The sequence below is a fragment of the Pseudomonas sp. P20 genome (assembly GCF_016463925.1).
GTDB lineage: Bacteria > Pseudomonadota > Gammaproteobacteria > Pseudomonadales > Pseudomonadaceae > Pseudomonas > Pseudomonas aeruginosa.
Map to the genome: position 1 here is coordinate 50,910 of NZ_JAEMVM010000025.1, position 23,128 is coordinate 74,037.

Below are 23,128 nucleotides of genomic sequence, written 5' to 3' on the forward strand. Positions count from 1 at the left end.
CACGGGCTCCAGGGACGAATGCCGATGAGCGAGATAATGGACGTCGAGCGACTGCGCCAGCGCTGCGCGGCCGGCGAAAGCTTCAAATACCTGTATTTCTGGGGACATCGCCCGGCGGCGGATGACAAGGTCGGCAAGAGCTGTTTCAGCCAGTGGTACGAGGCTTCGTTCAAGCTCGACGGGGTGCGCTACCCCAGCGCCGAGCATTACATGATGGCGGCCAAGGCACGCTTGTTCGACGACCCTAGGTTGCTCGAGCGCATCCTGGCGGCGCGCAGCCCAGGCGAGGCGAAGGCCCTCGGCCGCGAAGTCGCCGGCTTCGACGAGGCACGCTGGAACGCCGAGCGGGTGGGAATCGTGATCGAAGGCAACCTCGGCAAGTTCGGCCAGAACGCTTCGCTGAAGAAATACCTTCTGGGCACCGCCGACCGGGTGCTGGTCGAGGCCAGCCCGGTGGACGCGATCTGGGGCATCGGCCTGGCCGCGAGCGATCCCCTGGCAGCCGAGCCGGCGACCTGGCAAGGCCTCAACCTGCTCGGCTTCGCCCTGATGGAGGTGCGCCGGAGGCTGGCTCAGTAGTAGTACCAGCGCAGCTCCAGCTTCACCTCGTTGATCGGCTTGCCGACATGGCTGAACTCGCGTTCGGCGCTCAGGCGCAGGCCGAGGTCGCGGCCCAGCTCCACCTGCTGGACGAAGCCCAGGCTGCGGCGCACTTCACCGTTGTGGAAGTAGTCGCCCTTGGCCTCCAGGGTCAGGTTGCCCAGCGGGTTGCGCCACAGCAGGCCGCTGTCGAAGCCCACCGCCGGGGCGATGGCGGCGGCGAAGTCCCTGTTGTTCTCGATCCGCGCGGTGCCCATGGCGTAGAGCAGCAGGTCGTCGCCGAACATCCAGCTGCCGCCGGCGCCGCCGTTCAGGTGGCTGACCAGGTTTTCGTCGCCGTCCTCGCCCGGCACCCGCTCCAGGCCGCCGGCGACCTGCCAGGACAGCGGCTTGAGCAACTGGTTGCGCGGGGTCAGCGAGCGGATGGTGACCAGGTCGAGATTCTGCAGCTGCCAGCGGTTGCCTTCGTACCGGCGCAGCTTGAGCTGGCCGATCTCGATCTGCGCGCCGAGGGGGAAGCCATAGGCGTTATCGGCGAGGTCATGGTAGGCCATGCGCAGGCCGTACTCGGCGAAGGCGCGGTCATCGCGGCTGCCGACGCCGAACTGCCAGGTCCGTGACTCGTGGCCGTCTTCCGGCTGGCCGGGGCGCTCGACCTGGAGGTCCGGCGGCGGGTTGCGGTTGATCGCACGCAACAGGTTGTAGCTGCGCGAGGCGATGCCGCTGTCACGCGCCTGACCGGTGGCGCGGTAGCGCACCAGGCGGAAGGCGGCGTCCTGGATCAGCGCCTGGCGCGGCATCGGCAGGGCCTTGAAGTCGGGAGCGTCGAGCAGGCTGTCGTCGTCCGCCAGGCGCTTGGCCCAGTCGCGCTCGGCATGGTCGAGCGGTTCGGCGCGGGCGAGCAGTTCCTTCTCGCGCGACGGCCGGTAGTCGATGCGCTCGATCAGCCCGGCGTTCTTCACCGCGCGGACGGTGTCGGTGGGGATCGCGGTAAGCGGGAACTGCTCGGTCAGCTCGATGCCCGGGCGGGCAATCTCCATCAGTTCGAGCAGGCGGAACGAACAGTTCTCGTCGAAGAAGTAGTAGTCGAAGCGGACCTGCTTGAGTTCCCAGACGTGTTCGACCATGCGCCCGGTCTCCTCGGGCGTCAGGTTCAGCTTGTATTCCCAGAGGTCGCGGTTCTCCAGGCGGCTGTATTCGGCCAGCTTCTCCCGGTACGGGACCAGCGCGAACAGGCCGGGATAGCCGCCCATCAGGCCTTTCCAGGCATAGAGGATGCTGTTGTCCATGCCTTCGATGTAGGCGCCGAAGTTCAGCGCGTAGCTGAGCAGGGCAGTGTTGTTGCTGGTGACGTCGGCCTGGTCGATGCGCAGCAGGGTGTGGCCGAACATCGACGACGGGCTGTTCAGGTAGGCCGCGGGGAACACCAGCACCGCGCTGTGCGGGTTGATGTCGCGGTACCAGTTGTCGTATTCGCCGCACTGCGGCTGCGGCAGGTCGTCGAGTTGCAGTTGCTGGCGCAGCCAGCGGGTGCGCGCCGGGTAGACGCACTGAGCGTGCTTGTCGCCAAGGCTGGGCGAGGCATAGAGCGCCTTTAGCGTGGCCGCCAGTTCGGCGTCCGGGTGGCTCTCGCCGTTGTCGGCGAGGAAGAACCGCTCGTCGTCGACGTAGCTGCGCCAACCGCCGAGCTTGCCGCGTTCGTAGTGGCCGAGGGCGATCCAGTAGGGATCGGCGGCCAGTTGCTGGAGGCGGGCCTCGGGAACCGTGGGCGCAGCCAGAAGGGGGGAGCAGGCGCACAGCGCCATCCAGGGCAACAGGCGTTTCGGCATCGGCAAGGCTTAATGCTTGGGGAAAGGGGCCTGCCCGCGAACGGGCAGGCGGCGAGGCTCAGGCCTGCTCGGCGTACTTGGCCAGGCGGGCGTCCTGTTTCAGGATCGCCTGGGTGTTGGCATAGACGTCGGCGGCGGTGGCGTCGGACTTGTTGAAGATCTCGGAGAAATGCTCATGGGTGACGGCGGCGAAGTGCTCGCGGTCCTGCGGTTGCACGCCCAGCACCACGGCATAGGTGGTCAGCGCTTCGCCATTGCCCTTGGCCATGTCTTCGGACAGCTCGTCCATCATGCTGCCGAGCACCAGCAGGGGCTTGCCGCCATAGGACAGCGCGCCGTTGGTATGGCAGCCGTTGGTGCCGGTGGTCATGCCGAAGGTGTTGTTGCCGGAAGTGCCGTTGGTGGTCGCCGCGACCACGTGGGTGGCCACGCCGCGCTGGCCTTTGAAGAGCATGTTGCCCCAGCCGCAGCCGGCGCCACCGGGAGCGTCGGCGAAAGCGTTGAAGGAGGCGGCGGCGAACAGGGTACCGAGCAGAATCCGTTTCATCGTTTGTTCTCTCTTGAGGTGGATCGGAGCCATCTGGAGCGGGCCAGCGACGCCGTGAGCTTTTCGGAATGCCACCGGGGTGTCAAGGCACCGAATGGGTGGCAGCGCGCAATGCCGGGCGAAAATTGACCGGCGTCAGCGGCAATCCGCTTGGAACCGTCCAGACTTGGGAAAGTTCTGGTCGGTCTGAGCGAAACCGGCCTTGGTCAGCCGTTCCTCATGCAGGAGGTGGATATGAGCGCTTTCGACCCCGCTACCGCCCTGGAAACCCTGGCGACCGAGTACGCGGCACGCGCCGCGGCGATCCGCCGGGACCTGGCGCGCAGCCATTCGCCGGACTTTGCCGAGCAGGCGGTGCAGCGCCAGAACGACGAAGTGCTCGAAGGCCTGCTCGCCGAGGCGGAGGCGGGGATGCGCCAGGTCGGCCTGGCCCGCCTGCGCCTGGCGGAAGGTCGCTACGGCCAGTGCGAGCGCTGTGGCGAGGCTATCGAACCGGCGCGCCTGGCCGCCCTGCCTGCGGCGGAATACTGCCTGCGCTGCGCCGACCTGGTACATCGGTGAGATAGCGCCATCCGCGCCTTGTCAGTGGCGCGAGGCTGGGGGGAGAATGCGGGCGACGACACCCCGCGGCGATCTGCCGCCCGATGCAAGGATTCCCGATGCCCGATTCCGTCGCTGCCGGCCTGCGCCTGGCGCCAGAAGAACTGACCCGCCCGTTCGCTCCCGAGCAATTCGCCTTCGACACCACCGATGACCTGGAGCCCTTCCGCGGCGTGCTGGGCCAGGAGCGTGCGGTCGAGGCGCTGCAGTTCGGTGTGGCGATGCCGCGTCCGGGTTACAACGTATTCGTCATGGGCGAGCCGGGCACCGGACGCTTCTCCTTCGTCAAACGCTATCTGCAAGCCGAGGGCAAGCGCGTCGCCACGCCCTCCGACTGGGTCTACCTGAACAATTTCGACGAGCCGCGCGAACCTCGGGTGATCGAGCTGCCGCCGGGCAGCGCGACCGAATTCAGCGCCGACATCGACCGTCTGATCGACAACCTGATGTCGACCTTCCCGGCGGTCTTCGAGCATCCGGCCTACCAGCAGAAGAAGAACGCCGTCGACCGCGCTTTCAACCAGCGCTACGACCGCGCCCTGGACTCGGTGGAGCGGCGCGCCCTGGAGAAGGACGTGGCGCTGTACCGCGACAGCGCCAACGTCGCCTTCACCCCGATGAAGGACGGCAAGGCCCTCGATGAGGCCGAATTCGCCCAGTTGCCCGAAGCCGAGCGCGAGCGTTTCCACAAGGATATCGCCGCCCTCGAGGAGTACCTCAACGAGGAACTGGCGAGCCTGCCGCAGTGGAAGCGCGAGTCGAGCAACCAGTTGCGCGAGCTCAACGAGGAAACCATCACCCTGGCCCTGCAGCCCCTGCTGGCGCCTCTGGTGGAGAAGTACAACAACAACCCGGGCGTCTGCGCCTACCTGCAGGCGATGCAACTGAACCTGCTGAAGACCGTGGTCGACCAACTGGTCGACGACAGCCGCACCGACGCCCAGCGCAAGCAAGGGCTGATCGAGCAGTACGCGCCGAACCAGGCCATCGTCCACCACGCGACCAGCGGCGCGCCGGTGGTGTTCGAGTCGCACCCGACCTACGACAACCTGTTCGGCCGCATCGAGTACAGCTCGGACCAGGGGGCGCTCTACACCAGCTACCGGCAGTTGCGTCCGGGGGCGCTGCACCGGGCCAACGGCGGCTTCCTGATCCTGGAAGCGGAAAAGATGCTTGGCGAGCCGTTCGTCTGGGACGCGCTCAAGCGTGCCCTGCAGTCGCGCCAGTTGAAGATGGAGTCGCCGCTGGCCGAACTCGGCCGCCTGGCTGCGGTTTCCCTGACCCCCCAGGTGATCCCGCTGCAACTGAAGGTGATCATCATCGGCTCGCGGCAGATCTACTACACCCTGCAGGACCTCGATCCGGACTTCCAGGAGATGTTCCGGGTGCTGGTGGACTTCGACGAGGACATCCCGCTGGGCGAGGACAGCCTCGAACAGTTCGCCCAGTTGCTCAAGACGCGCACCTCGGAAGAGGGCATGGCGCCCCTCAGCGGCGCGGCGGTGGCGCGACTGGCGACCTACAGCGCGCGCCTGGCCGAGCACCAGGGGCGGCTTTCGGCACGGATCGGCGACCTGTTCCAGTTGGTCAGCGAAGCCGATTTCATCCGTCAGCTGGCGAACGAGGAGGTGATCCAGCTCGGCCACATCGAGCGTGCCCTCAAGGCCAAGCAGACCCGCACCGGACGAGTGTCGGCGCGGATCCTCGACGACATGCTGGCGGGGATCATCCTGATCGACACCGCTGGCGCCGCGGTCGGCAAGTGCAACGGACTGACCGTGCTGGAGGTGGGCGACTCGGTGTTCGGCGTGCCGGCGCGGATTTCCGCGACCGTCTATCCGGGCAGCAGCGGCATCGTCGATATCGAGCGCGAAGTCAACCTCGGCCAGCCGATCCACTCCAAGGGCGTGATGATCCTTACCGGCTACCTGGGTAGCCGCTACGCCCAGGAGTTCCCCCTGGAAATCTCCGCCAGCATCGCCCTGGAACAATCCTACGGCTACGTGGACGGCGACAGCGCCTCGCTGGGCGAGGTCTGCACGCTGATCTCGGCGCTGTCGCGGACGCCCTTGAAGCAGTGCTTCGCCATTACCGGCTCGATCAACCAGTTCGGCGAGGTGCAGGCGGTCGGCGGCGTCAACGAGAAGATCGAGGGCTTCTTCCGCCTCTGCGAAGCGCGCGGCCTGACCGGCGAGCAGGGTGTGATCATCCCGCGCGCCAACGTCACTACCCTGATGCTCGACGAGCGCGTGTTGCAGGCGGTGCGCGCCGGGCAGTTCCACGTCTACGCGGTGCGCGAGGTGGACGAGGCGCTGGCGCTGCTGGTGGGCAAGCCGGTCGGTGCCCAGGACGAGAAGGGACGCTTCCCGAAGGGCAGCGTGAACGATCTGGTCGTGGCGCGCTTGCAGGAGATATCCGAACTCGGCATGGAAGAGGACGACAAGGAAAAGGACAAGCCGGCGGAGAAAGAGACCGTCGTGGCGAAGGACAAGGCCGCGGCGAAGAAGGACTGAGCCTGGCGCGCTGTCGGAACCTGTCGAGGGCGGGGCTGGAAAGCCCCGCCCTCGTGCGTTTCAGCCCTGTGGACAAGTTCCCGCCGGCGCTATGCGGAACCTGGCGGCAGGTGTAGGCTCAAAACTGGGAACCCCCGTGAGGATGCCGCCATGCCGCGTAACCTCTGCCTCATCCGCCCTTGTCTGGGGCTGACCACGCGAATCGAATGCGTGGTCAGGCCGCTGGCCGGAGAGAACGGACTCTGGACCCTGCTTTGCGCCGCCGGCATGTCCGGCTCCCAGCCTTCGGCGATCAAGGCCCAGGGCCCCTTCCACGGACCGCTGGTGGCCGAAGGGGTGTTGCAGGCGATTGCCGACTGCCTGGCCCAGCAAGGCTATATCGAAGCCGTCGACCCGCCGATCTGGCGCCTGCACCTGCAGGGCGAACTGCGCCGACTCAATGGCGAACGACGGCCGCATGTCGGCGACTACCTGTTTCGCCCGGAATCCTGAGCGGCGCCTGGGCAAAGCCTGAGCAATCCGGCCGAGGCCCCGTGCCATCATCGCTGGCGGGATCCATCCCGGCTCGGTGCACATATTTATCCACAGATTTTCTGGATAAAAACCGCCGGCCGCTGCGTTATACTCGCCGCCCCATTTTCCCCTGCACATACACACAAGAGACCATGGAACGCTTTTTCGAAAACGCCATGTACGCCTCGCGCTGGCTGCTGGCTCCCATCTACATGGGCCTGTCGCTGGCGCTGCTGGCGTTGACCATCAAGTTCTTCCAGGAAATATTCCACGTCATCCCGAACATCTTCGCGATGGCCGAGGCCGACCTGATCCTGGTCCTGCTCTCACTGATCGACATGGCTCTGGTTGGCGGCCTGTTGGTCATGGTGATGATCTCCGGCTACGAGAACTTCGTTTCGCAACTGGACATCGACGAAGGCAAGGAAAAGCTCAGCTGGTTGGGCAAGATGGATTCCGGCTCGCTGAAGAACAAGGTGGCCGCCTCCATCGTGGCGATCTCTTCGATCCACCTGTTGCGCATCTTCATGGACGCGAAGAATGTGCCGGACAACAAGCTGATGTGGTACGTGATCATCCACATGACCTTCGTGCTCTCGGCGTTCGCCATGGGCTACCTGGATAAGCAGACCCGTCACTGACGACCCTCTCCAGTGTTTCGCTCGCGCCGCCCGGCCGTTGTAAAACGGACGGGCGGCGGCGTTTCCGGCTTGCGTTGCCTGCCGCCTGGGCAAGACTTTCCTGTGATATCGGGCGGACGCCGGGAGCGGGCGTCCTTCGCATCGTCGGGGCCTGCCGGCCGGACGATGCCGGGAATCGGGCCGGCGCTGTCGGGACCGAGGCGGTTGGCGGAAACCTGGAGGCTTCCGCTGCCTGCGCAACCTCGAGAGGTTCGCGATGAACATGCAGGATCTCGCCGGCCGGGTCCAGGCCGGACATATCGACGCCTTGCACCTGGTGTCGCTGGAGGGCGGCATCTATGTCCTGGAGGCGCAGATGGGCGACCGCGCCTATCCGGTGGAGGACGATCTCGGCCAGCCGGTCAGCCTGCGCTCCGTGGAGCATGCGCGCCAGGTACTGCGCGGGCTGGACAGGGTTCCGGTGGAGTTGGTGTGCGCCGATGTCGATGACGAGATGTGTGGACTCCTGGCCGAGTCGGGTTCGTTTATCGGCGGGCTGCCGCTGTCGATCCGCCAGGGTTGAGCACAAGCGGCTGCGCCGGTAGGGGGGAAGGGCCTTCTGTGCTAGGCTGGCCGCCCTTTTTCGACCCCACAGCGGAGCAGCGCCATGAGCGAACTCAACCTGACCACTGACGAAGCCCGTGTCAGCTACGGCATCGGCCGTCAACTGGGCGACCAACTGCGCGAGAATCCGGTTCCGGGCATGACCCTGGACGCAGTCCTGGCCGGCCTGTCCGATGCGTTCGCAGGTATCGACAGCCGGGTTTCCGGCGAGGCGCTGTCGGCCAGCTTCCAGGTGATCCGCGAGCGCATGCAGGCCGAAGCCCAGGCCAAGGCCGAAGCCGCCGCTGGCGAAGGCCGCGCCTACCTGGCCGAGAACGCCAAGCGCGAAGGCGTGACCGTGCTGCCCTCGGGCCTGCAGTTCGAAGTGCTGAGCACTGGCGAGGGCGCCAAGCCTTCCCGCGAGGATACCGTGCGCACCCACTACCACGGCACCCTGATCGACGGCACCGTATTCGACAGCTCCTACCAGCGCGGCCAGCCGGCCGAGTTCCCGGTGGGCGGCGTGATCGCCGGCTGGGTCGAAGCGCTGCAACTGATGAACGCCGGCTCCAAGTGGCGCCTGCACGTACCGAGCGAACTGGCCTATGGCGGCCAGGCCGTCGGCAGCATTCCCCCGCACAGCGTGCTGGTGTTCGACGTCGAACTGCTGGAAATCCTCTGAGGCGCATCGGCCCCAGGAAGGAGCGAAACGCCCCGTCGACGCATCGACGGGGCGTTTTTCATGGCGGCATCAGTAGCGGGCATCCAGCGGACGCTTGTCCTTCGGCCAGTCCTTGATCTTGTCCGGGAAATCCGGGCGCGGCTGGTGCGAAAAGTACTCCGCGACGTCCACTGCGTCCTGGTCGCTGAGGCCGCCCTGGCCGAGCGGGAAGCGTTCCTGGAAGCCGATCGGCATGTTGTGCTTGACGAAGGCGGCAGCGGTGAAGGTCCGCGCCATGCCGGCGCCGATATTGAACGACTCGTCGCCCCACAGCGGTGGGAAGAGCATCTCGCCGGCACTGTTCCTCAGCCCCTCGCCATTCTCGCCATGACACACCGCGCATTGTCGGGCGTAGACCTTGCGGCCGTTCTCCGGGTCGGGCTTCAGCGCCGGGTCGACCTTGCCGACGCCGCGGCCGGCGACCTTGTCCTGCGGCCGGGTGTTGTTCTTCATCCAGTCGAAGTAGGCCACCATCGCCTGCATGTCGGCAGAGTCCGGTGGCAGAGGCTTACCGTTCATCGAGCGCCGGAAGCAGCCGTTGATGCGTTCCTCCAGGCCGATGACCTTGCCCGCCCGGGGCGCGTAGCTGGGGAAGAACGCCGAGACGCCGACGAAGGGCGAGCCGTCGGCTACGGTTCCGGCGTTCAGGTGGCAACTGGTGCAGTTCAACTGGTTGCCGACGTTCGCCGGCAGCAGCTCGCGGGTCTCCAGGTGCAGGCGCATGCCGCGTACCACCTGTTCGGCGTTCGGCGCCGCGAGCATGTCCGCCAGGCGTGGAGAGACGAAGGTCGTGGCCGGGCCGTTGCCGGCCTCGATCCGCTGGCGCAGTTTCTTCACCTGGCCGGCATCGATCGACGAACCCTGGTTGCCCCAACTGCTGCGGACGAAGCTGAGGATCTCGGCGATTTCGCGGTCTTCCAGCTGGGCGAAGCCGGGCATGGTGTAGACCCGCGAGTGGGTTGCGGTCTCCGCGGTTTTCCAGCCGGTAAGGGTGATATGCAGTAGCGTGCTCGGGTTGGCCGAAGCGACCGTGGGGTTGCCGGCCAGCGGCGGGAACATACCCGGGACGCCGCTGCCGTCCTTGCGGTGGCAGTCGGAGCAGAACTGCGCGTAGCCGAGACCGCCCCGCGAGCTGTACAGGTCGACCGGTGCTGCCAGTGGGCGTTCGCTGTCGGGCATGGGCAGGTCGTCCTTGCCGGCCGGCAGGGACTTCAGGTAGCTGGCGATGGCCAGCAGATCGTCGTCGCTGAAGTGCTGGGTGCTGTGGTGGATGACATCGGTCATGCTGCCGGACACCGTGGCGAAGCGGTTCTGCCCGGTCTTCAGCAACTGCACGGTGTCCTCCACCGTCCACAGGTTGCGCAGGCTCAGCGCTTGCCATTGTTCGACGGTTTCGCCGGCGAGGTAGAGCTGCCCGGAACGACCGGCTTCGCTCATGGCTTTTTCCTGGAAGGCGATGCCGCGCGGAGTATGGCAGGCGCCGCAGTGGCCGAGTCCCTGTACCAGGTAGGCGCCGCGGTTGATCGCCGGGTCCGCGTCGCTGGAGGGGGTGAACGGCGCGTCGTCGAGGAACGCCCAGTTCCACAGCGACAGGCCCCAGCGCTGGTTGAACGGCCAGCTCATCGCGCTCGGCGTATTCGCCTGGGTGACGGGTTGCACGCCGTGCATCAGGTAGGCGTACAGCGCACGCATGTCTTCTTCGCTGATCTTGGCGTAGGACGGGTAGGGCATCGCCGGATAGAGATTCACTCCCTCGGCGGTCACCCCCTTGCGCATGGCGCGGTCGAACTCTTCGAAGCTGTAGCGGCCGATGCCGGTCTCCCGGTCGGGAGTGATGTTGGTCGAGTAGATGGTACCCATTGGCGTCTTCAGCTCCAGGCCGCCGGCCATCGGCGCGCCCTGCGGGCCGGTATGGCAGGCGATGCAGTCGCCGAGCTGGGCCACGTAGCGGCCTTTTTCGATGAGCGCAGCGTCCGTGGTCGGTTCGCTGGCATGGAGCAGGGGAACGATGGAGCACAGCGCGCCGAGCAAGCCGAGGCGCGGGAAAGAAGCAGGCATTTCCTCATCCTTAGGCGTAGGCCTGGGGCGGTCCCCTCGGCCACGGTCCATTCTTTTTTTCGTTATGCGGCCGTCGACAGGACGACGGTCACGCCGCTGTTGTAACGGCTTTCAGGCGAGGTCGGCTTGATGTGGATCAGGCAGGAATCCCTATCGCGGCGAGGGGCTGCCGGCGTGCTCGGGCGAGGCGTTGCGGAAAGAACGGGACATGAGGAAAGTGACTCCGGGAAGGTCGTCCGTGACCTTCCCGGAACCGGCCGGAGGCGCCTTTGCCTCCGTTCGTGCGATCCGCCTCCCGGGCAGCGGCGCACGGATGACGCGTCCTGGCGTCATCGCAAAGGCTCAGCGCAGGGCGCGGGCGTAGCAGAAGAGGAACAGGTTGCGTACCAGCTCCTTGAGGATCAGCGGTTCGCTCGAGTTCAACTCGTGCAGGTCCAGGCCGCCCTGGTCACGCAGTTCGTCCAGCGCGTCTTCTTCCAGGACTGCGCAGATTTCCCCGGTTTCCCGGTGCAGGATCCGCAGGTAGGGGTGTGGCCGATCAAGCCAGGCATCGATCAAATAAGTCATGGCGCTCATCTCCGTGACAAGACTGTGAGATGAGAATAATTCTTATTATCTTAATAGCAAGTCTTGATCGTGCCTTTCGTCGCAAAACGAAAACGCCGCCGTGAAAACGGCGGCGTTCGTCACAAGTCGAGCCCGGTTCAGTGGGTACGGGCGACAGCGAATTCGCTGAGTTCGACCAGGGCGGAGCGGTATTCGTTGTCCGGCAGCGTATCCAGGCAGGCGATGGCGCGGGCGGCGTAGTCGCGGGCGAGGTTGGCGGTATAGTCCAGGGCGCCGGCTGCCTCGACGGCGGCACAGACGCTCTCCAGGTCCTGGCTGCCACCTTGCTGGATGGCTTTGCGTACCAGCGCGGCCTGTTCCTCGGTGCCGTCGCGCATGGTGACGATCAGCGGCAGGGTGGGCTTGCCTTCGGCGAGGTCGTCGCCGACGTTCTTGCCGAGGGTCGCGGCGTCGCCGCGGTAGTCGAGCAGGTCGTCCACCAGCTGGAAGGCGATTCCCAGGTAGTCGCCGAAGCGGCGCAGTGCCTCGGACTGTTCCTCGCCGGCCTGGCACAGCGCGGCGGCGCTGTGGGTCGAGGCCTCGAAAAGCATCGCGGTCTTGCCGCGGATCACTTCCATGTAGGTCTCTTCGGTAGTGCTGGCGTCGCGTACCTTGGACAATTGCAGCACTTCGCCCTCGGCGATCACCCGGGTGGCCTGGGATATGATGCGCATGACCGGCATGGAACCCAGCTCGACCATCATTTCGAAGGAGCGGGCATAAAGGAAGTCGCCTACCAGCACGCTCGGCGCGTTGCCCCACAGGGCATTGGCGGTGGAGCGGCCGCGGCGCAGGCCGGAGGCGTCGACCACGTCGTCGTGCAGCAGAGTGGAGGTGTGCAGGAATTCGATGGTGGCGGCCAGCAGGCAGAGGTCGTCGCCCTTGTAGCCCAGGGTCTTGCCGGCGAGCAGGACCAGCAGCGGGCGCAGGCGCTTGCCGCCGGCGGAGATGATGTAGTCGCCGATCTTTTCCACCAGGGGAACGCGGGAGGTGAGTTGGCGACGGATGATCCCGTCGACGGCGGTGAAATCTTCCGCCACCACGCGGTAGAAGGCCTGGGGTTGCATCAGTGACAATAGCTCCACAAAGATTGCGCGGCATGCTAGGTGGCAGGGGGGGGACTGTCAAGGAAAGGCCCGTGGCACTTGCCTCGGCCTGGACCTTTCCGTACAATCGCGGGCCCTGAACTTCCTTGGCATACCCTGCCTTACGCAATTGCACGGGCGTCCGATCCGACCCCATGCAGCCATGCCGGCCGATTCCTACTTCTATAAAGCGTCGGGTGAGCAGGTTTAACGGAGATACACATGTACGCAGTGATTGTTACCGGTGGCAAGCAGCACAAGGTCACCGAAGGCGAATTCCTCAAGGTCGAGAAACTCGACGTCGCTACCGGCGAAGCGATCGATTTCGACCGCGTCCTGCTGGTTGCCAATGGCGAAGACGTGAAAATCGGCCTGCCGGTCGTCGAAGGTGCGAAGGTTACCGCTGAAGTGGTTTCCCACGGCCGTCACGACAAGGTCCGCATCATCAAGTTCCGCCGTCGTAAGCACCACATGAAGCGTCAGGGCCACCGCCAGTGGTTCACTGAAATCAAGATCACCGGCATTCAGGCCTAATTCCTTTCTGGAGGATATGACTCATGGCACACAAAAAAGCTGGCGGTTCTACCCGCAACGGCCGCGACTCAGAAAGTAAACGCCTTGGCGTGAAACTGTTCGGCGGCCAGGCTGTAAAGGCTGGCAACATCCTGGTTCGTCAGCGCGGCACCAAATTCCACGCCGGTTACGGCGTTGGCCTGGGCAAGGACCACACCCTGTTCGCGAAAGTGGACGGCGTGGTCAAGTTTGAGACCAAAGGCGCCTTTGGTCGCAAATACGTGAGCATCGTTGCTGCCTAAGCAATAGCTCGCTGAAAAAGCCCTGTCTCGCGACGGGGCTTTTTTGTTTCTGCGCCGGCTTCCGGCCGTGCCCTGCTTTCGGGGCATCCTGTATCCTATGTTTTTTTCTGTTAACCCGCCCTCGTGGTGGGAGGCGTATCCATGAAATTCGTCGATGAAGTATCAATCCACGTGAAAGCCGGTGACGGCGGCAATGGCCTCATGAGCTTTCGTCGCGAGAAGTTCATCGAAAAGGGCGGTCCCAACGGCGGCGACGGTGGCGACGGCGGTTCCATCTATCTGGAAGCCGACGTCAACCTGAACACCCTGGTCGACTATCGCTACACCCGCCGTTTCGATGCCCAGCGCGGCGAGAACGGCGGCAGCAAGGACTGCACCGGGGCCAAGGGCGACGACCTGATCCTGCCGGTGCCGGTCGGTACCACCGTGATCGACGCCAATACCCAGGAAATCATCGGCGACCTGACCGAGCCCGGTCAGCGGCTGATGGTCGCTCAGGGCGGCTGGCACGGCCTCGGTAACACCCGTTTCAAATCCAGTACCAATCGGGCGCCGCGCCAGACCACCCCGGGCAAGCCGGGCGAGGCGCGTGACCTCAAGCTGGAACTGAAGGTGCTGGCCGACGTCGGCCTGCTGGGACTGCCGAATGCCGGCAAGAGCACTTTCATCCGCGCAGTGTCCGCGGCCAAGCCGAAGGTGGCCGACTATCCGTTCACCACCCTGGTGCCGAACCTCGGCGTGGTCAGCGTCGGTCGCTACAAGAGCTTCGTGGTCGCCGACATTCCCGGCCTGATCGAAGGTGCCGCCGAAGGCGCCGGGCTGGGCATTCGCTTCCTCAAGCATCTGGCGCGGACTCGCATCCTTCTGCATCTGGTGGACATGGCGCCGCTGGACGAAAGCGATCCGGCCGATGCCGCCGAGGTCATCGTTCGCGAGCTGGGTCGCTTCAGTCCGGCGCTGACCGAGCGCGAGCGCTGGCTGGTGCTGAACAAGATGGACCAGATCCTCGATCCGGCCGAGCGCGAGGCGCGCAAGCAGGCGGTGATCGAGCGGTTGGGCTGGGAAGGCCCGGTCTATGTGATCTCCGCCCTGGAGCGCGATGGCACCGAGGCGCTCAGCCAGGACATCATGCGCTATCTCGACGAGCGTACCCTGCGCCTGGAAGAAGATCCGCAGTATGCCGAGGAACTGGCCGAACTCGACCGGCGTATCGAGGACGAGGCGCGGGCCCGTCTGCAGGCCCTGGACGATGCGCGCGCGCTGCGGCGTTCGGGTCTGAAGAACGCCGGTGCGGTGGATGACGATGATTTCGATGATGAGGAAGACGACGGCGACGGTCCGGAGATCTTCTACGTTCCCTGATGGCGTGATACCCCGCCGGGCGGGCCGGCGGGGCTGAAGAGTCGAAGCCTGGGCTTCTAAGGTTGAGGGTATGCGGGACAAGGTGACTGGCGCGCGGCGCTGGGTGGTGAAGATCGGTAGCGCCCTGCTGACGGCCGATGGCCGTGGGCTGGATCGCAATGCCATGGCCGTTTGGGTCGAGCAGATGGTGGCGCTGCATTGCGCCGGCATCGAGCTGGTGCTGGTGTCGTCCGGCGCCGTCGCCGCCGGTATGAGCCGCCTGGGCTGGGTGTCCCGACCTAGCGCGATGCACGAACTCCAGGCCGCCGCCTCGGTGGGACAAATGGGGTTGGTGCAGGCCTGGGAGTCCAGCTTCGCCCTGCATGGCCTGCAGACCGCCCAGGTGTTGCTGACCCATGACGACCTCTCCGACCGCAAACGCTACCTGAACGCCCGCAGCACCCTGCGGACCCTGGTCGAGCTGGGCGTGGTCCCGGTGATCAACGAGAACGACACGGTGGTCACCGACGAGATCCGCTTCGGCGACAACGACACCCTGGCGGCACTGGTGGCCAACCTGGTCGAGGCCGACCTGCTGGTGATCCTTACCGATCGCGACGGTATGTTCGACGCCGATCCGCGCAACAATCCCGATGCCCAACTGATCTACGAGGCGCGTGCCGATGATCCGCAGCTCGATGCGGTGGCCGGCGGCAGTGCCGGCGCCCTGGGGCGCGGCGGAATGCAGACCAAGCTGCGGGCGGCGCGCCTGGCGGCGCGTTCCGGCGGGCATACGGTGATCGTCGGCGGGCGTATCGAGCGTGTCCTCGACCGCCTGCGCGCCGGCGAACGCCTCGGCACCCTGTTGACCCCTGATCGCAGTCGCAAGGCGGCGCGCAAGCAATGGCTGGCCGGCCACTTGCAGATGCGCGGCACCCTGGTGCTGGACGATGGTGCGGTGAAGGCGGTGAGCCAGGATCACAAGAGCCTGTTGCCGGTTGGGGTCAAGGCGGTCCAGGGCAGCTTCCGTCGCGGCGAGATGGTGGTCTGTGTGGACCAGGGCGGGCGCGAAGTGGCGCGCGGCCTGGTCAACTACAGTGCGTTGGAGGCGCAGAAGATCCTCGGTCAGCCGACGGATGCCATCGAGGCCTTGCTCGGCTACGTGGATGGGCCGGAGCTGGTGCATCGCGACAATCTGGTTCTGGTCTGAGGAGAGGGCGAATGCGCAAGCTCGCGGGGTTGCTGGGTGGTCTGCTGCTGTTGCCGGCGCTTGCCGGGGCGGAGGAGATCGGCGAGGTTTCCACGGTGTTCAAGTGGGTCGGGCCGAACGACAAGATTGTCGTCGAGGCTTTCGACGATCCCAAGGTGCAGGGCGTGACCTGCTATCTGTCGCGCGCCAAGACCGGTGGGGTCAAGGGCGGCCTGGGGCTGGCGGAGGATCGCGCCGAGGCGTCGATCGCCTGTCGCCAGGTGGGGCCGATCCAGTTCAGTGGCGAACTCAAGGATGGCGAAGAGGTGTTCAAGCAGCGCACTTCGCTGGTGTTCAAAAGCATGCAGGTGGTGCGCTTCTTCGATCGCAAGCGCAATGCCTTGGTCTATCTGGTCTACAGCGACCGGGTGATCGAAGGTAGTCCGCAGAACGCGGTGACGGCGATTCCCCTCATGCCATGGCCGACCGCTCGCTGAAGCGAGCGAGTCGCGGGCAATAAAAAACCGGCCATTGGCCGGTTTTTTATTCGAGCAAGGCGTGCCTTAGGCGGCAGCGGTGCTGAGGGCCTTGATGTGGCCGCTCAGACGGCTCTTGTGACGAGCAGCCTTGTTCTTGTGGATGATGCCTTTGTCAGCCATGCGGTCGATCACCGGTACAGCGGCGGTGAAGGCGGCCTGGGCTTTTTCCAGGTCCTTGGCGTCGATGGCTTTCACGACGTTCTTGATGTAGGTGCGCACCATGGAGCGCAGGCTGGCGTTGTGGCTGCGACGCTTCTCAGCCTGTTTGGCGCGTTTTTTGGCGGAAGGTGTGTTGGCCACCGTCGAGCTCCTCGAAAAAAACTGGGTAAATAGCGAACAAATTAAGGCCGCGAATAATGCCGTCGCCTCCAGGGGTTGTCAAGGGGCTGCGCATGCGGCCGGAAAGATCGGCGACGGATGTCGCCTGCTTTCTTGCGGGTGATTTATTCCGGCGCGCATTCTACACTCGGCGCGCCCTTGCGGACCGCCGTTCGGCGGCGAGGGCGTACTCGCGCGATGAACCGGCCCGGCCGGTCGCGGTCTTGGACAGGATCAATTTCGACATGCCGGCAGCCCGACATCCATGAATCTTCTCAAATCATTGGCGGCGGTGAGTTCCATCACCATGCTGTCGCGGGTCCTCGGCTTCGTCCGCGATACCATCCTGGCGCGGATCTTCGGTGCCGGCCTCGCCACCGACGCCTTTTTCGTCGCCTTCAAGCTGCCCAACCTGTTGCGGCGGATCTTCGCCGAGGGGGCGTTTTCCCAGGCTTTCGTGCCGATCCTGGCAGAGTACAAGAACCAGCAGGGCGAGGAGGCGACGCGGACCTTCATCGCCTACGTTTCCGGCTTGCTCACGCTGGTGCTGGCGCTGGTCACGGCGCTCGGCATCCTCGCCGCGCCCTGGGTTATCTGGGTCACCGCGCCGGGCTTCGCCGATACCCCGGAAAAGTTCGCCCTGACCACCGACCTGCTGCGGGTGACCTTTCCTTATATATTGCTGATCTCGCTGTCGTCCCTGGCCGGCGCGATCCTCAACACCTGGAACCGCTTCTCGGTGCCGGCCTTCGTGCCGACCCTGCTGAACGTCGCAATGATCGGCTTCGCGCTGTTCCTCACGCCTTATTTCGATCCGCCGGTCATGGTGCTGGGCTGGGCGGTGCTGGCCGGCGGCCTGTTGCAGCTCCTCTATCAACTGCCGCACCTGAGGAAGATCGGCATGCTCGTGCTGCCGCGCCTGAACCTCAGGGACAGCGGCGTCTGGCGGGTGATGAAGCTGATGCTGCCGGCGATCCTGGGGGTCTCGGTGAGCCAGATCTCGCTGATCATCAACACCATCTTCGCCTCGTTCCTGGCAGCCGGTTCGGTGTCCTGGATGTACTACGCCGACCGCCTGATGGAGCTGCCTTCCGGCGTATTGGGCGTGGCGCTGGGGACGATCCTCCTGCCGATGCTGGCGAAGACCTATTCGAACAAGGATCGCCATGAGTACTCGCGCCTGCTCGACTGGGGCCTGCGCCTGTGCTTCCTGCTGGTGCTGCCGTGTTCGCTGGCCCTGGCGATCCTCGCCGAACCTCTGACCGTCTCGCTGTTCCAGTACGGCAAGTTCACCACGGTGGACGCGGCGATGACCCAGCGCGCGCTGGTCGCCTACTCCGTCGGCCTGCTCGGCATCATCCTGGTCAAGGTTCTGGCGCCGGGCTTCTATGCCCAGCAGAACATCCGTACGCCAGTGAAGATCGCGCTCTTCACCCTGGTTTCCACCCAACTGATGAACCTGGCCTTCATCGGCCCGCTTCAGCATGCCGGCCTGGCCCTGTCCATCGGCCTGGCCGCCTGCCTGAATGCCGGCCTGCTCTACTGGCAACTGCGCAAGCAGCGTCTGTACCTGCCGCAACCGGGCTGGGCGAAGTTCCTGGTCAAGCTGGTGGTCGCGGTGCTGGCGATGTCGGCGGTGCTGCTGGCCACGATGCACTGGCTGCCGGCCTGGGAGCAGGGCGCCATGCTGGAGCGATTCCTGCGCCTCGGCCTGCTGGTGGTTGCCGGTCTCCTGGCCTATTTCGGTATGCTCGCGCTGCTGGGTTTCCGCCTGCGCGACTTTTCCCGCCGGGCGGTGCTGTGAAGCGCGTCCGGGCTGGCGGCGGGATCATGCCGTTTTGCCTGTTGTCCGGCGCCCGGTACGCGTATAATCGACCACTTTCTGAGCAATAAGCGTGCTATGCAGCTGCTTCGCGGACTACACAACCTGCAGCCCCTGGCCGGGGGCTGCGTCGCCACCATCGGTAACTTCGACGGCGTCCACCTCGGGCACCAGGCTATCCTGGCGCGTCTGCGCGAGCGCTCGCTGGAGCTGGGCGTACCCAGCTGCGTGGTGATTTTCGAGCCGCAGCCGCGCGAGTTCTTCTCCCCCGATTCGGCGCCGGTGCGCCTGACCCGCCTGCGCGAGAAACTCGAGTTGCTGCGTGGGCAGGGCGTCGACGTGGTGCTCTGCCTGGCCTTCAACCGCCGCTTGCGCGAGCTGTCGGCAGCCGAGTTCGTCCGCCAGGTCCTGGTCGATGGACTGGCGGTGCGGCATCTTGAAGTGGGCGACGATTTCCGTTTCGGCTGCGACCGCTCCGGTGACTTCGCCTTCCTGGTGAACGCCAGTCGCGAGCAGGGGTTCACCGTCGAGGCGGCCACCACCGTCGAACTGGACGGTGTGCGGGTGAGCAGCACGCGGGTCCGCCAGGCCCTGGCCGAGGGCGACCTGCATCTCGCCGAGCGCCTTCTGGGGCGTCCCTTCAGCCTGAGCGGACGGGTCCTGCATGGACAGAAACTCGGCCGGCAACTGGGCTCGCCCACGGCCAACATTCAACTGAAACGGCGCAAGGCGCCGTTGAACGGGGTCTACCTGGTCAGTACGCTGGTCGATGGCCAGCGTTGCCAGGGGGTGGCGAACATCGGCACCCGCCCTTCGGTGAACGGCGACGGCCGTCCCCATCTGGAAGTGCACCTGCTCGATTTCGCCGGCGATCTATACGGCCGGCATCTGCAGGTGACCTTCCACCAGAAGCTGCGCGACGAGCAGCGTTTTGCCTCCCTGGAGGCACTCAAGGCGGCGATTCTCGCGGATATCGCCGCCGCCCGGGCCTACTGGCTGGGCCAACCGCTTGATTGAAGAGATCCTGAACAGGCCCTGAGATGACCGACTACAAAGCGACGCTAAACCTTCCGGAAACCGCCTTCCCAATGAAAGCCGGCCTGCCCCAGCGCGAGCCGGAAACCCTGAAGTTCTGGAACGACATCGGTCTGTACCAGAAGCTGCGGGCCATTGGCGGCGACCGTCCGAAGTTCGTCCTGCACGATGGCCCTCCGTACGCCAACGGCAGCATTCACATCGGTCACGCGGTCAACAAGATTCTCAAGGACATCATTGTCCGCTCCAAGACCCTGGCGGGCTACGACGCGCCCTATGTGCCGGGCTGGGATTGCCACGGCCTGCCCATCGAGCACAAGGTCGAGACCACCCACGGCAAGAATCTTCCGGCGGACAAGACCCGCGAACTGTGCCGCGAATACGCGGCCGAGCAGATCGAAGGGCAGAAGGCCGACTTCATCCGCCTGGGCGTGCTCGGCGAGTGGGACAACCCCTACAAGACCATGAATTTCGCCAACGAGGCGAACGAAATCCGCGCCCTCGCGGAAATGGTCAAGCAGGACTTCGTGTTCAAGGGCCTGAAGCCGGTCAACTGGTGCTTCGACTGTGGTTCGGCGCTGGCCGAGGCCGAGGTCGAGTACGCCGACAAGAAGTCGCCGACCATCGACGTCGGCTTCCCGGTGGCGGATGCCGACAAGCTGGCCGCGGCCTTCGGCCTGGCGGCCTTGGACAAGCCGGCGCAGATCGTCATCTGGACCACCACGCCCTGGACCATCCCCGCCAACCAGGCGCTGAACGTGCATCCGGAGATCGACTACGCGCTGGTCGATGCCGGCGATCGCTACCTGGTGCTGGCCGAGGCCCTGGTCGAGTCCTGCCTGGCGCGCTACCAGCGCGAGGGCAAGGTGGTCGCCACCGCCAAGGGCGAGGCGCTGGAGCTGATCAACTTCCGCCATCCGTTCTACGAGCGCCTGTCGCCGGTGTACCTGGCCGACTACGTGGCCCTCGATGCCGGCACCGGTATCGTCCACTCGTCGCCGGCCTACGGCGAAGACGACTTCTATACCTGCAAGCGCTACGGGATGAGCAACGACGACATCCTCAGCCCGGTGCAGAGCAACGGCGTCTACGTCGACTCGTTGCCGTTCTTCGGCGGCCAGTTCATCTGGAAGGCCAACCCCAACGTGGTGGCCAAGCTGGAAGAGGTCGGCAGCCTGCTGGCCCACGAAACCATCAATCACAGCTACATGCACTGCTGGCGGCACAAGACGCCGCTGATCTATCGCGCCACCGCGCAGTGGTTCGTCGGCATGGACAAGCAGCCCAGGCAGGGTGCTTCCCTGCGCGAGCGAGCGCTGGAAGCCATCACCCAGACCGAATTCGTCCCGGGCTGGGGCCAGGCGCGTCTGCACGGAATGATCGCCGGGCGTCCCGACTGGTGCATCTCGCGCCAGCGCAACTGGGGCGTACCGATCCCGTTCTTCCTGCACAAGGCCAGTGGCGAACTGCATCCACGCACCGTGGAGCTGATGGAAGAGGTCGCGCAGCGAGTCGAGAAGGAAGGCATCGAAGCCTGGTTCAAGCTCGACGCCGCCGAGCTGCTCGGCGAGGACGCCGCGCAGTACGAGAAGATCAACGACACCCTGGACGTCTGGTTCGACTCCGGCACCACCCATTGGCACGTGCTGCGTGGTTCCCACCGGATCGGCCATGCCAGCGGCCCGGTCGCCGATCTCTACCTGGAAGGTTCCGACCAGCACCGCGGCTGGTTCCACTCCTCGCTGCTGACCGGCTGCGCGATCGACAACCATGCGCCGTACCGCCAGTTGCTGACCCACGGTTTCACCGTCGACGAGTCCGGCCGCAAGATGTCCAAGTCGCTGGGCAACACCGTGGTGCCGCAAACCGTCATCGATACCCTGGGCGCCGACATCCTGCGCCTGTGGGTGGCTTCGACCGATTACTCGGGCGAGATCGCGGTATCCCAGCAGATTCTCCAGCGTAGCGCCGATGCCTACCGGCGGATCCGCAATACCACGCGCTTCCTGCTGTCCAACCTGAACGGTTTCGATCCGGCCACGGATCTGCTGCCGCCCCAGGAAATGCTGGCCCTGGATCGCTGGGCGGTCGATCGCGCCCTGCTCTTGCAGCGCGAGATCGAAGAGGCGTATCGCGAGTACCGCTTCTGGAACGTCTATTCCAAGGTGCACAACTTCTGCGTACAGGAGCTGGGCGGGTTCTATCTGGACATCATCAAGGACCGCCAGTACACCACCGGCGCCAACAGCGTCGCCCGGCGCTCCTGCCAGACCGCACTGTTCCACATCGCCGAGGCCCTCGTGCGCTGGATCGCCCCGATCCTGGCGTTCACCGCCGAGGAAGTCTGGAAGTTCCTGCCCGGCGAGCGCGCCGAGTCGGTAATGCTCGCCACCTGGTACGACGGCCTCAGCGAACTGCCGGCCGACGTGACACTGAATCGCCAGTACTGGGAACAGGTCATGGCGGTGAAGGCCGCGGTCAACAAGGAGCTGGAGAACCAGCGCGCGGCCAAGGCCGTGGGCGGCAACCTGCAGGCCGAGGTCACCCTGTATGCGGAAGACGCGCTGCAGGCCCAATTGGCCAAGCTGGGCAACGAGCTACGCTTCGTCCTGATCACCTCGACCGCGACCCTGGCGCCGCTGTCGGCGGCTCCGGCCGACGCGGTGGACAGCGAAGTCGCCGGCCTCAAGCTGAAAGTGGTCAAGTCGACCCACGCCAAGTGCGGTCGTTGCTGGCACCATCGCGAGGACGTCGGTCAGCACGCTGCGCATCCTGACCTGTGCGGTCGCTGCATCGAGAACATCGAAGGCAGCGGCGAGGTTCGCCACTATGCCTGACGTCGATCGTTTCGGGCGCTTGCCCTGGTTGTGGATCACCGTGCTGGTGTTCGTCCTCGACCAGCTCAGCAAGGCGTTCTTCCAGGCCGAACTGAGCATGTACCAGCAGATCGTGGTGATCCCCGATCTGTTCAGCTGGACCCTGGCCTACAACACCGGTGCCGCCTTCAGCTTCCTGGCCGACAGCTCGGGCTGGCAGCGCTGGCTATTCGCCCTGATCGCCATCGTCGTCAGCGCGATCCTGGTGGTCTGGCTGAAACGCCTGAAGAAAGGCGAGACCTGGTTGGCCATCGCCCTGGCGCTGGTGCTCGGCGGCGCCTTGGGCAACCTCTACGACCGCATGGTCCTTGGCCACGTGGTGGACTTCATCCTGGTGCACTGGCAGAACCGCTGGTACTTCCCGGCGTTCAACCTGGCCGATAGCGCCATCACCGTCGGCGCCGTCATGCTGGCGCTCGACATGTTCAGATCGAAGAAATCCGGAGAAGCCGCCCATGGCTGAGTCGACCCGCATTGGCCAGGAGAGCCGCGTCACCCTGCATTTCGCCCTCAAGCTGGAGGACGGCAACGTCGTCGACAGCACCTTCGACAAGCAGCCGGCCTCGTTCAAGGTCGGCGACGGCAACCTGCTGCCGGGCTTCGAACAGGCGCTGTTCGGCTTGAAGGCTGGCGACAAGCGCACCCTGAGCATTCTTCCCGAACAGGGCTTCGGCCAGCCGAATCCGCAGAACGTGCAGATCATGCCGCGCGACCAGTTCCAGGACATGGAGCTGGCCGAGGGCCTGCTGGTGATCTTCAACGACGCGGCCAAGACCGAACTGCCGGGCGTGGTCAAGGCGTTCGATGAGCAGCAGGTGACCGTCGACTTCAATCATCCGCTGGCCGGCAAGACCCTGGCCTTCGAAGTCGAGATCATCGACGTCCAGCCGGCCTGAAC

23 protein-coding genes are annotated in these 23,128 nt (G+C 65.3%); 17 read left to right on the plus strand and 6 right to left on the minus strand.

Annotation, left to right across the window (positions count from 1 at the left end; translation table 11 throughout):
* Positions 1 to 24: 24 nt before the first annotated feature.
* Positions 25 to 579 carry an NADAR family protein gene (locus tag JHD77_RS25100; protein WP_012614550.1) on the plus strand — a complete coding sequence of 185 codons (555 nt, stop codon included), beginning with the start codon at positions 25 to 27 and terminating at the stop codon, positions 577 to 579.
* Here JHD77_RS25100 and JHD77_RS25105 read toward each other — a convergent pair.
* Entirely contained in the window at positions 573 to 2,429 is a 1,857-nt protein-coding gene (locus JHD77_RS25105; protein WP_031756852.1) for an Lnb N-terminal periplasmic domain-containing protein, read from the minus strand. The two genes, JHD77_RS25100 and JHD77_RS25105, sit on opposite strands and share 7 nt — an antisense overlap.
* A gap of 58 nt (positions 2,430 to 2,487) precedes the next feature.
* Positions 2,488 to 2,976, minus strand: coding sequence for a DUF3015 domain-containing protein (locus tag JHD77_RS25110; RefSeq protein ID WP_003094783.1), 489 nt, complete (start codon positions 2,974 to 2,976; stop codon positions 2,488 to 2,490).
* 234 nt (positions 2,977 to 3,210) lie between these two features.
* On the opposite strand from JHD77_RS25110, the gene JHD77_RS25115 reads away from it, so the two are divergent.
* From JHD77_RS25115 to JHD77_RS25140, 6 genes are all read left to right on the plus strand, one after another.
* Positions 3,211 to 3,537, plus strand: coding sequence for a TraR/DksA family transcriptional regulator (locus JHD77_RS25115; protein ID WP_003112819.1), 327 nt, complete (start codon positions 3,211 to 3,213; stop codon positions 3,535 to 3,537).
* A 98-nt stretch (positions 3,538 to 3,635) separates the two neighbouring features.
* Positions 3,636 to 6,089 carry a Lon protease family protein gene (locus JHD77_RS25120; RefSeq protein ID WP_003105114.1) on the plus strand — a complete coding sequence of 818 codons (2,454 nt, stop codon included), beginning with the start codon at positions 3,636 to 3,638 and terminating at the stop codon, positions 6,087 to 6,089.
* A 150-nt stretch (positions 6,090 to 6,239) separates the two neighbouring features.
* The gene (locus JHD77_RS25125; protein WP_003094775.1) at positions 6,240 to 6,581 is read left to right on the plus strand and encodes a PA4575 family protein; all 342 of its coding nucleotides are present in this window, start codon (positions 6,240 to 6,242) and stop codon (positions 6,579 to 6,581) included.
* Between the two features lie 173 nt (positions 6,582 to 6,754).
* On the plus strand, positions 6,755 to 7,243 hold the full coding sequence (locus tag JHD77_RS25130; RefSeq protein ID WP_003094773.1) for a TIGR00645 family protein: 489 nt from the start codon (positions 6,755 to 6,757) through the stop codon (positions 7,241 to 7,243).
* Positions 7,244 to 7,499: 256 nt separating this feature from the next.
* Positions 7,500 to 7,805, plus strand: coding sequence for a DUF6482 family protein (locus JHD77_RS25135; protein ID WP_003105116.1), 306 nt, complete (start codon positions 7,500 to 7,502; stop codon positions 7,803 to 7,805).
* 84 nt (positions 7,806 to 7,889) lie between these two features.
* Positions 7,890 to 8,507, plus strand: a complete 618-nt coding sequence (locus tag JHD77_RS25140) for an FKBP-type peptidyl-prolyl cis-trans isomerase (RefSeq protein ID WP_003094769.1) — start codon at positions 7,890 to 7,892, stop codon at positions 8,505 to 8,507.
* 69 nt (positions 8,508 to 8,576) lie between these two features.
* Here JHD77_RS25140 and JHD77_RS25145 read toward each other — a convergent pair whose 3' ends face one another.
* The 3 genes from JHD77_RS25145 to JHD77_RS25155 all read right to left on the minus strand — a co-directional run bounded on the left by JHD77_RS25145 (position 8,577) and on the right by JHD77_RS25155 (position 12,277).
* Entirely contained in the window at positions 8,577 to 10,604 is a 2,028-nt protein-coding gene (locus JHD77_RS25145) for a c-type cytochrome (protein WP_003105121.1), read from the minus strand.
* 342 nt (positions 10,605 to 10,946) lie between these two features.
* Positions 10,947 to 11,171 (minus strand): PA4570 family protein, encoded by a 225-nt coding sequence (locus JHD77_RS25150; RefSeq protein ID WP_003094765.1) that lies wholly within the window; start codon positions 11,169 to 11,171, stop codon positions 10,947 to 10,949.
* Positions 11,172 to 11,308: 137 nt separating this feature from the next.
* The gene (locus tag JHD77_RS25155) at positions 11,309 to 12,277 is read right to left on the minus strand and encodes a polyprenyl synthetase family protein (RefSeq protein ID WP_003094763.1); all 969 of its coding nucleotides are present in this window, start codon (positions 12,275 to 12,277) and stop codon (positions 11,309 to 11,311) included.
* 240 nt (positions 12,278 to 12,517) lie between these two features.
* On the opposite strand from JHD77_RS25155, the gene rplU reads away from it, so the two are divergent.
* From rplU to JHD77_RS25180, 5 genes are all read left to right on the plus strand, one after another.
* Positions 12,518 to 12,829: a 50S ribosomal protein L21 gene (gene rplU / locus JHD77_RS25160; protein WP_003094761.1), complete on the plus strand. Its 312-nt coding sequence runs from the start codon at positions 12,518 to 12,520 to the stop codon at positions 12,827 to 12,829.
* A gap of 23 nt (positions 12,830 to 12,852) precedes the next feature.
* Complete coding sequence (rpmA, locus tag JHD77_RS25165; RefSeq protein ID WP_003094760.1) at positions 12,853 to 13,110, plus strand: 50S ribosomal protein L27; 258 nt, start codon at positions 12,853 to 12,855, stop codon at positions 13,108 to 13,110.
* A 141-nt stretch (positions 13,111 to 13,251) separates the two neighbouring features.
* Positions 13,252 to 14,472, plus strand: a complete 1,221-nt coding sequence (gene cgtA / locus JHD77_RS25170) for an Obg family GTPase CgtA (RefSeq protein WP_003094758.1) — start codon at positions 13,252 to 13,254, stop codon at positions 14,470 to 14,472.
* A gap of 70 nt (positions 14,473 to 14,542) precedes the next feature.
* Complete coding sequence (proB, locus tag JHD77_RS25175; protein WP_003094756.1) at positions 14,543 to 15,661, plus strand: glutamate 5-kinase; 1,119 nt, start codon at positions 14,543 to 14,545, stop codon at positions 15,659 to 15,661.
* A gap of 11 nt (positions 15,662 to 15,672) precedes the next feature.
* Complete coding sequence (locus tag JHD77_RS25180) at positions 15,673 to 16,137, plus strand: CreA family protein (protein ID WP_003094746.1); 465 nt, start codon at positions 15,673 to 15,675, stop codon at positions 16,135 to 16,137.
* Positions 16,138 to 16,203: 66 nt separating this feature from the next.
* Here the strand turns inward: JHD77_RS25180 and rpsT are convergent, their stop codons facing one another.
* Entirely contained in the window at positions 16,204 to 16,479 is a 276-nt protein-coding gene (gene rpsT, locus JHD77_RS25185; RefSeq protein WP_003094744.1) for a 30S ribosomal protein S20, read from the minus strand.
* Positions 16,480 to 16,762: 283 nt separating this feature from the next.
* On the opposite strand from rpsT, the gene murJ reads away from it, so the two are divergent.
* The 5 genes from murJ to fkpB all read left to right on the plus strand — a co-directional run bounded on the left by murJ (position 16,763) and on the right by fkpB (position 23,126).
* Complete coding sequence (gene murJ, locus JHD77_RS25190) at positions 16,763 to 18,301, plus strand: murein biosynthesis integral membrane protein MurJ (RefSeq protein ID WP_003102622.1); 1,539 nt, start codon at positions 16,763 to 16,765, stop codon at positions 18,299 to 18,301.
* Positions 18,302 to 18,397: 96 nt separating this feature from the next.
* Positions 18,398 to 19,336 (plus strand): bifunctional riboflavin kinase/FAD synthetase, encoded by a 939-nt coding sequence (gene ribF, locus JHD77_RS25195; protein ID WP_003102619.1) that lies wholly within the window; start codon positions 18,398 to 18,400, stop codon positions 19,334 to 19,336.
* Between the two features lie 23 nt (positions 19,337 to 19,359).
* Complete coding sequence (gene ileS, locus JHD77_RS25200) at positions 19,360 to 22,191, plus strand: isoleucine--tRNA ligase (RefSeq protein WP_023103515.1); 2,832 nt, start codon at positions 19,360 to 19,362, stop codon at positions 22,189 to 22,191.
* Positions 22,184 to 22,693 (plus strand): signal peptidase II, encoded by a 510-nt coding sequence (lspA, locus tag JHD77_RS25205; RefSeq protein ID WP_003110420.1) that lies wholly within the window; start codon positions 22,184 to 22,186, stop codon positions 22,691 to 22,693. Before ileS ends, lspA begins: the two co-directional genes overlap by 8 nt.
* The gene (fkpB, locus tag JHD77_RS25210) at positions 22,686 to 23,126 is read left to right on the plus strand and encodes an FKBP-type peptidyl-prolyl cis-trans isomerase (protein WP_003102613.1); all 441 of its coding nucleotides are present in this window, start codon (positions 22,686 to 22,688) and stop codon (positions 23,124 to 23,126) included. Before lspA ends, fkpB begins: the two co-directional genes overlap by 8 nt.
* Positions 23,127 to 23,128: the final 2 nt, after the last annotated feature.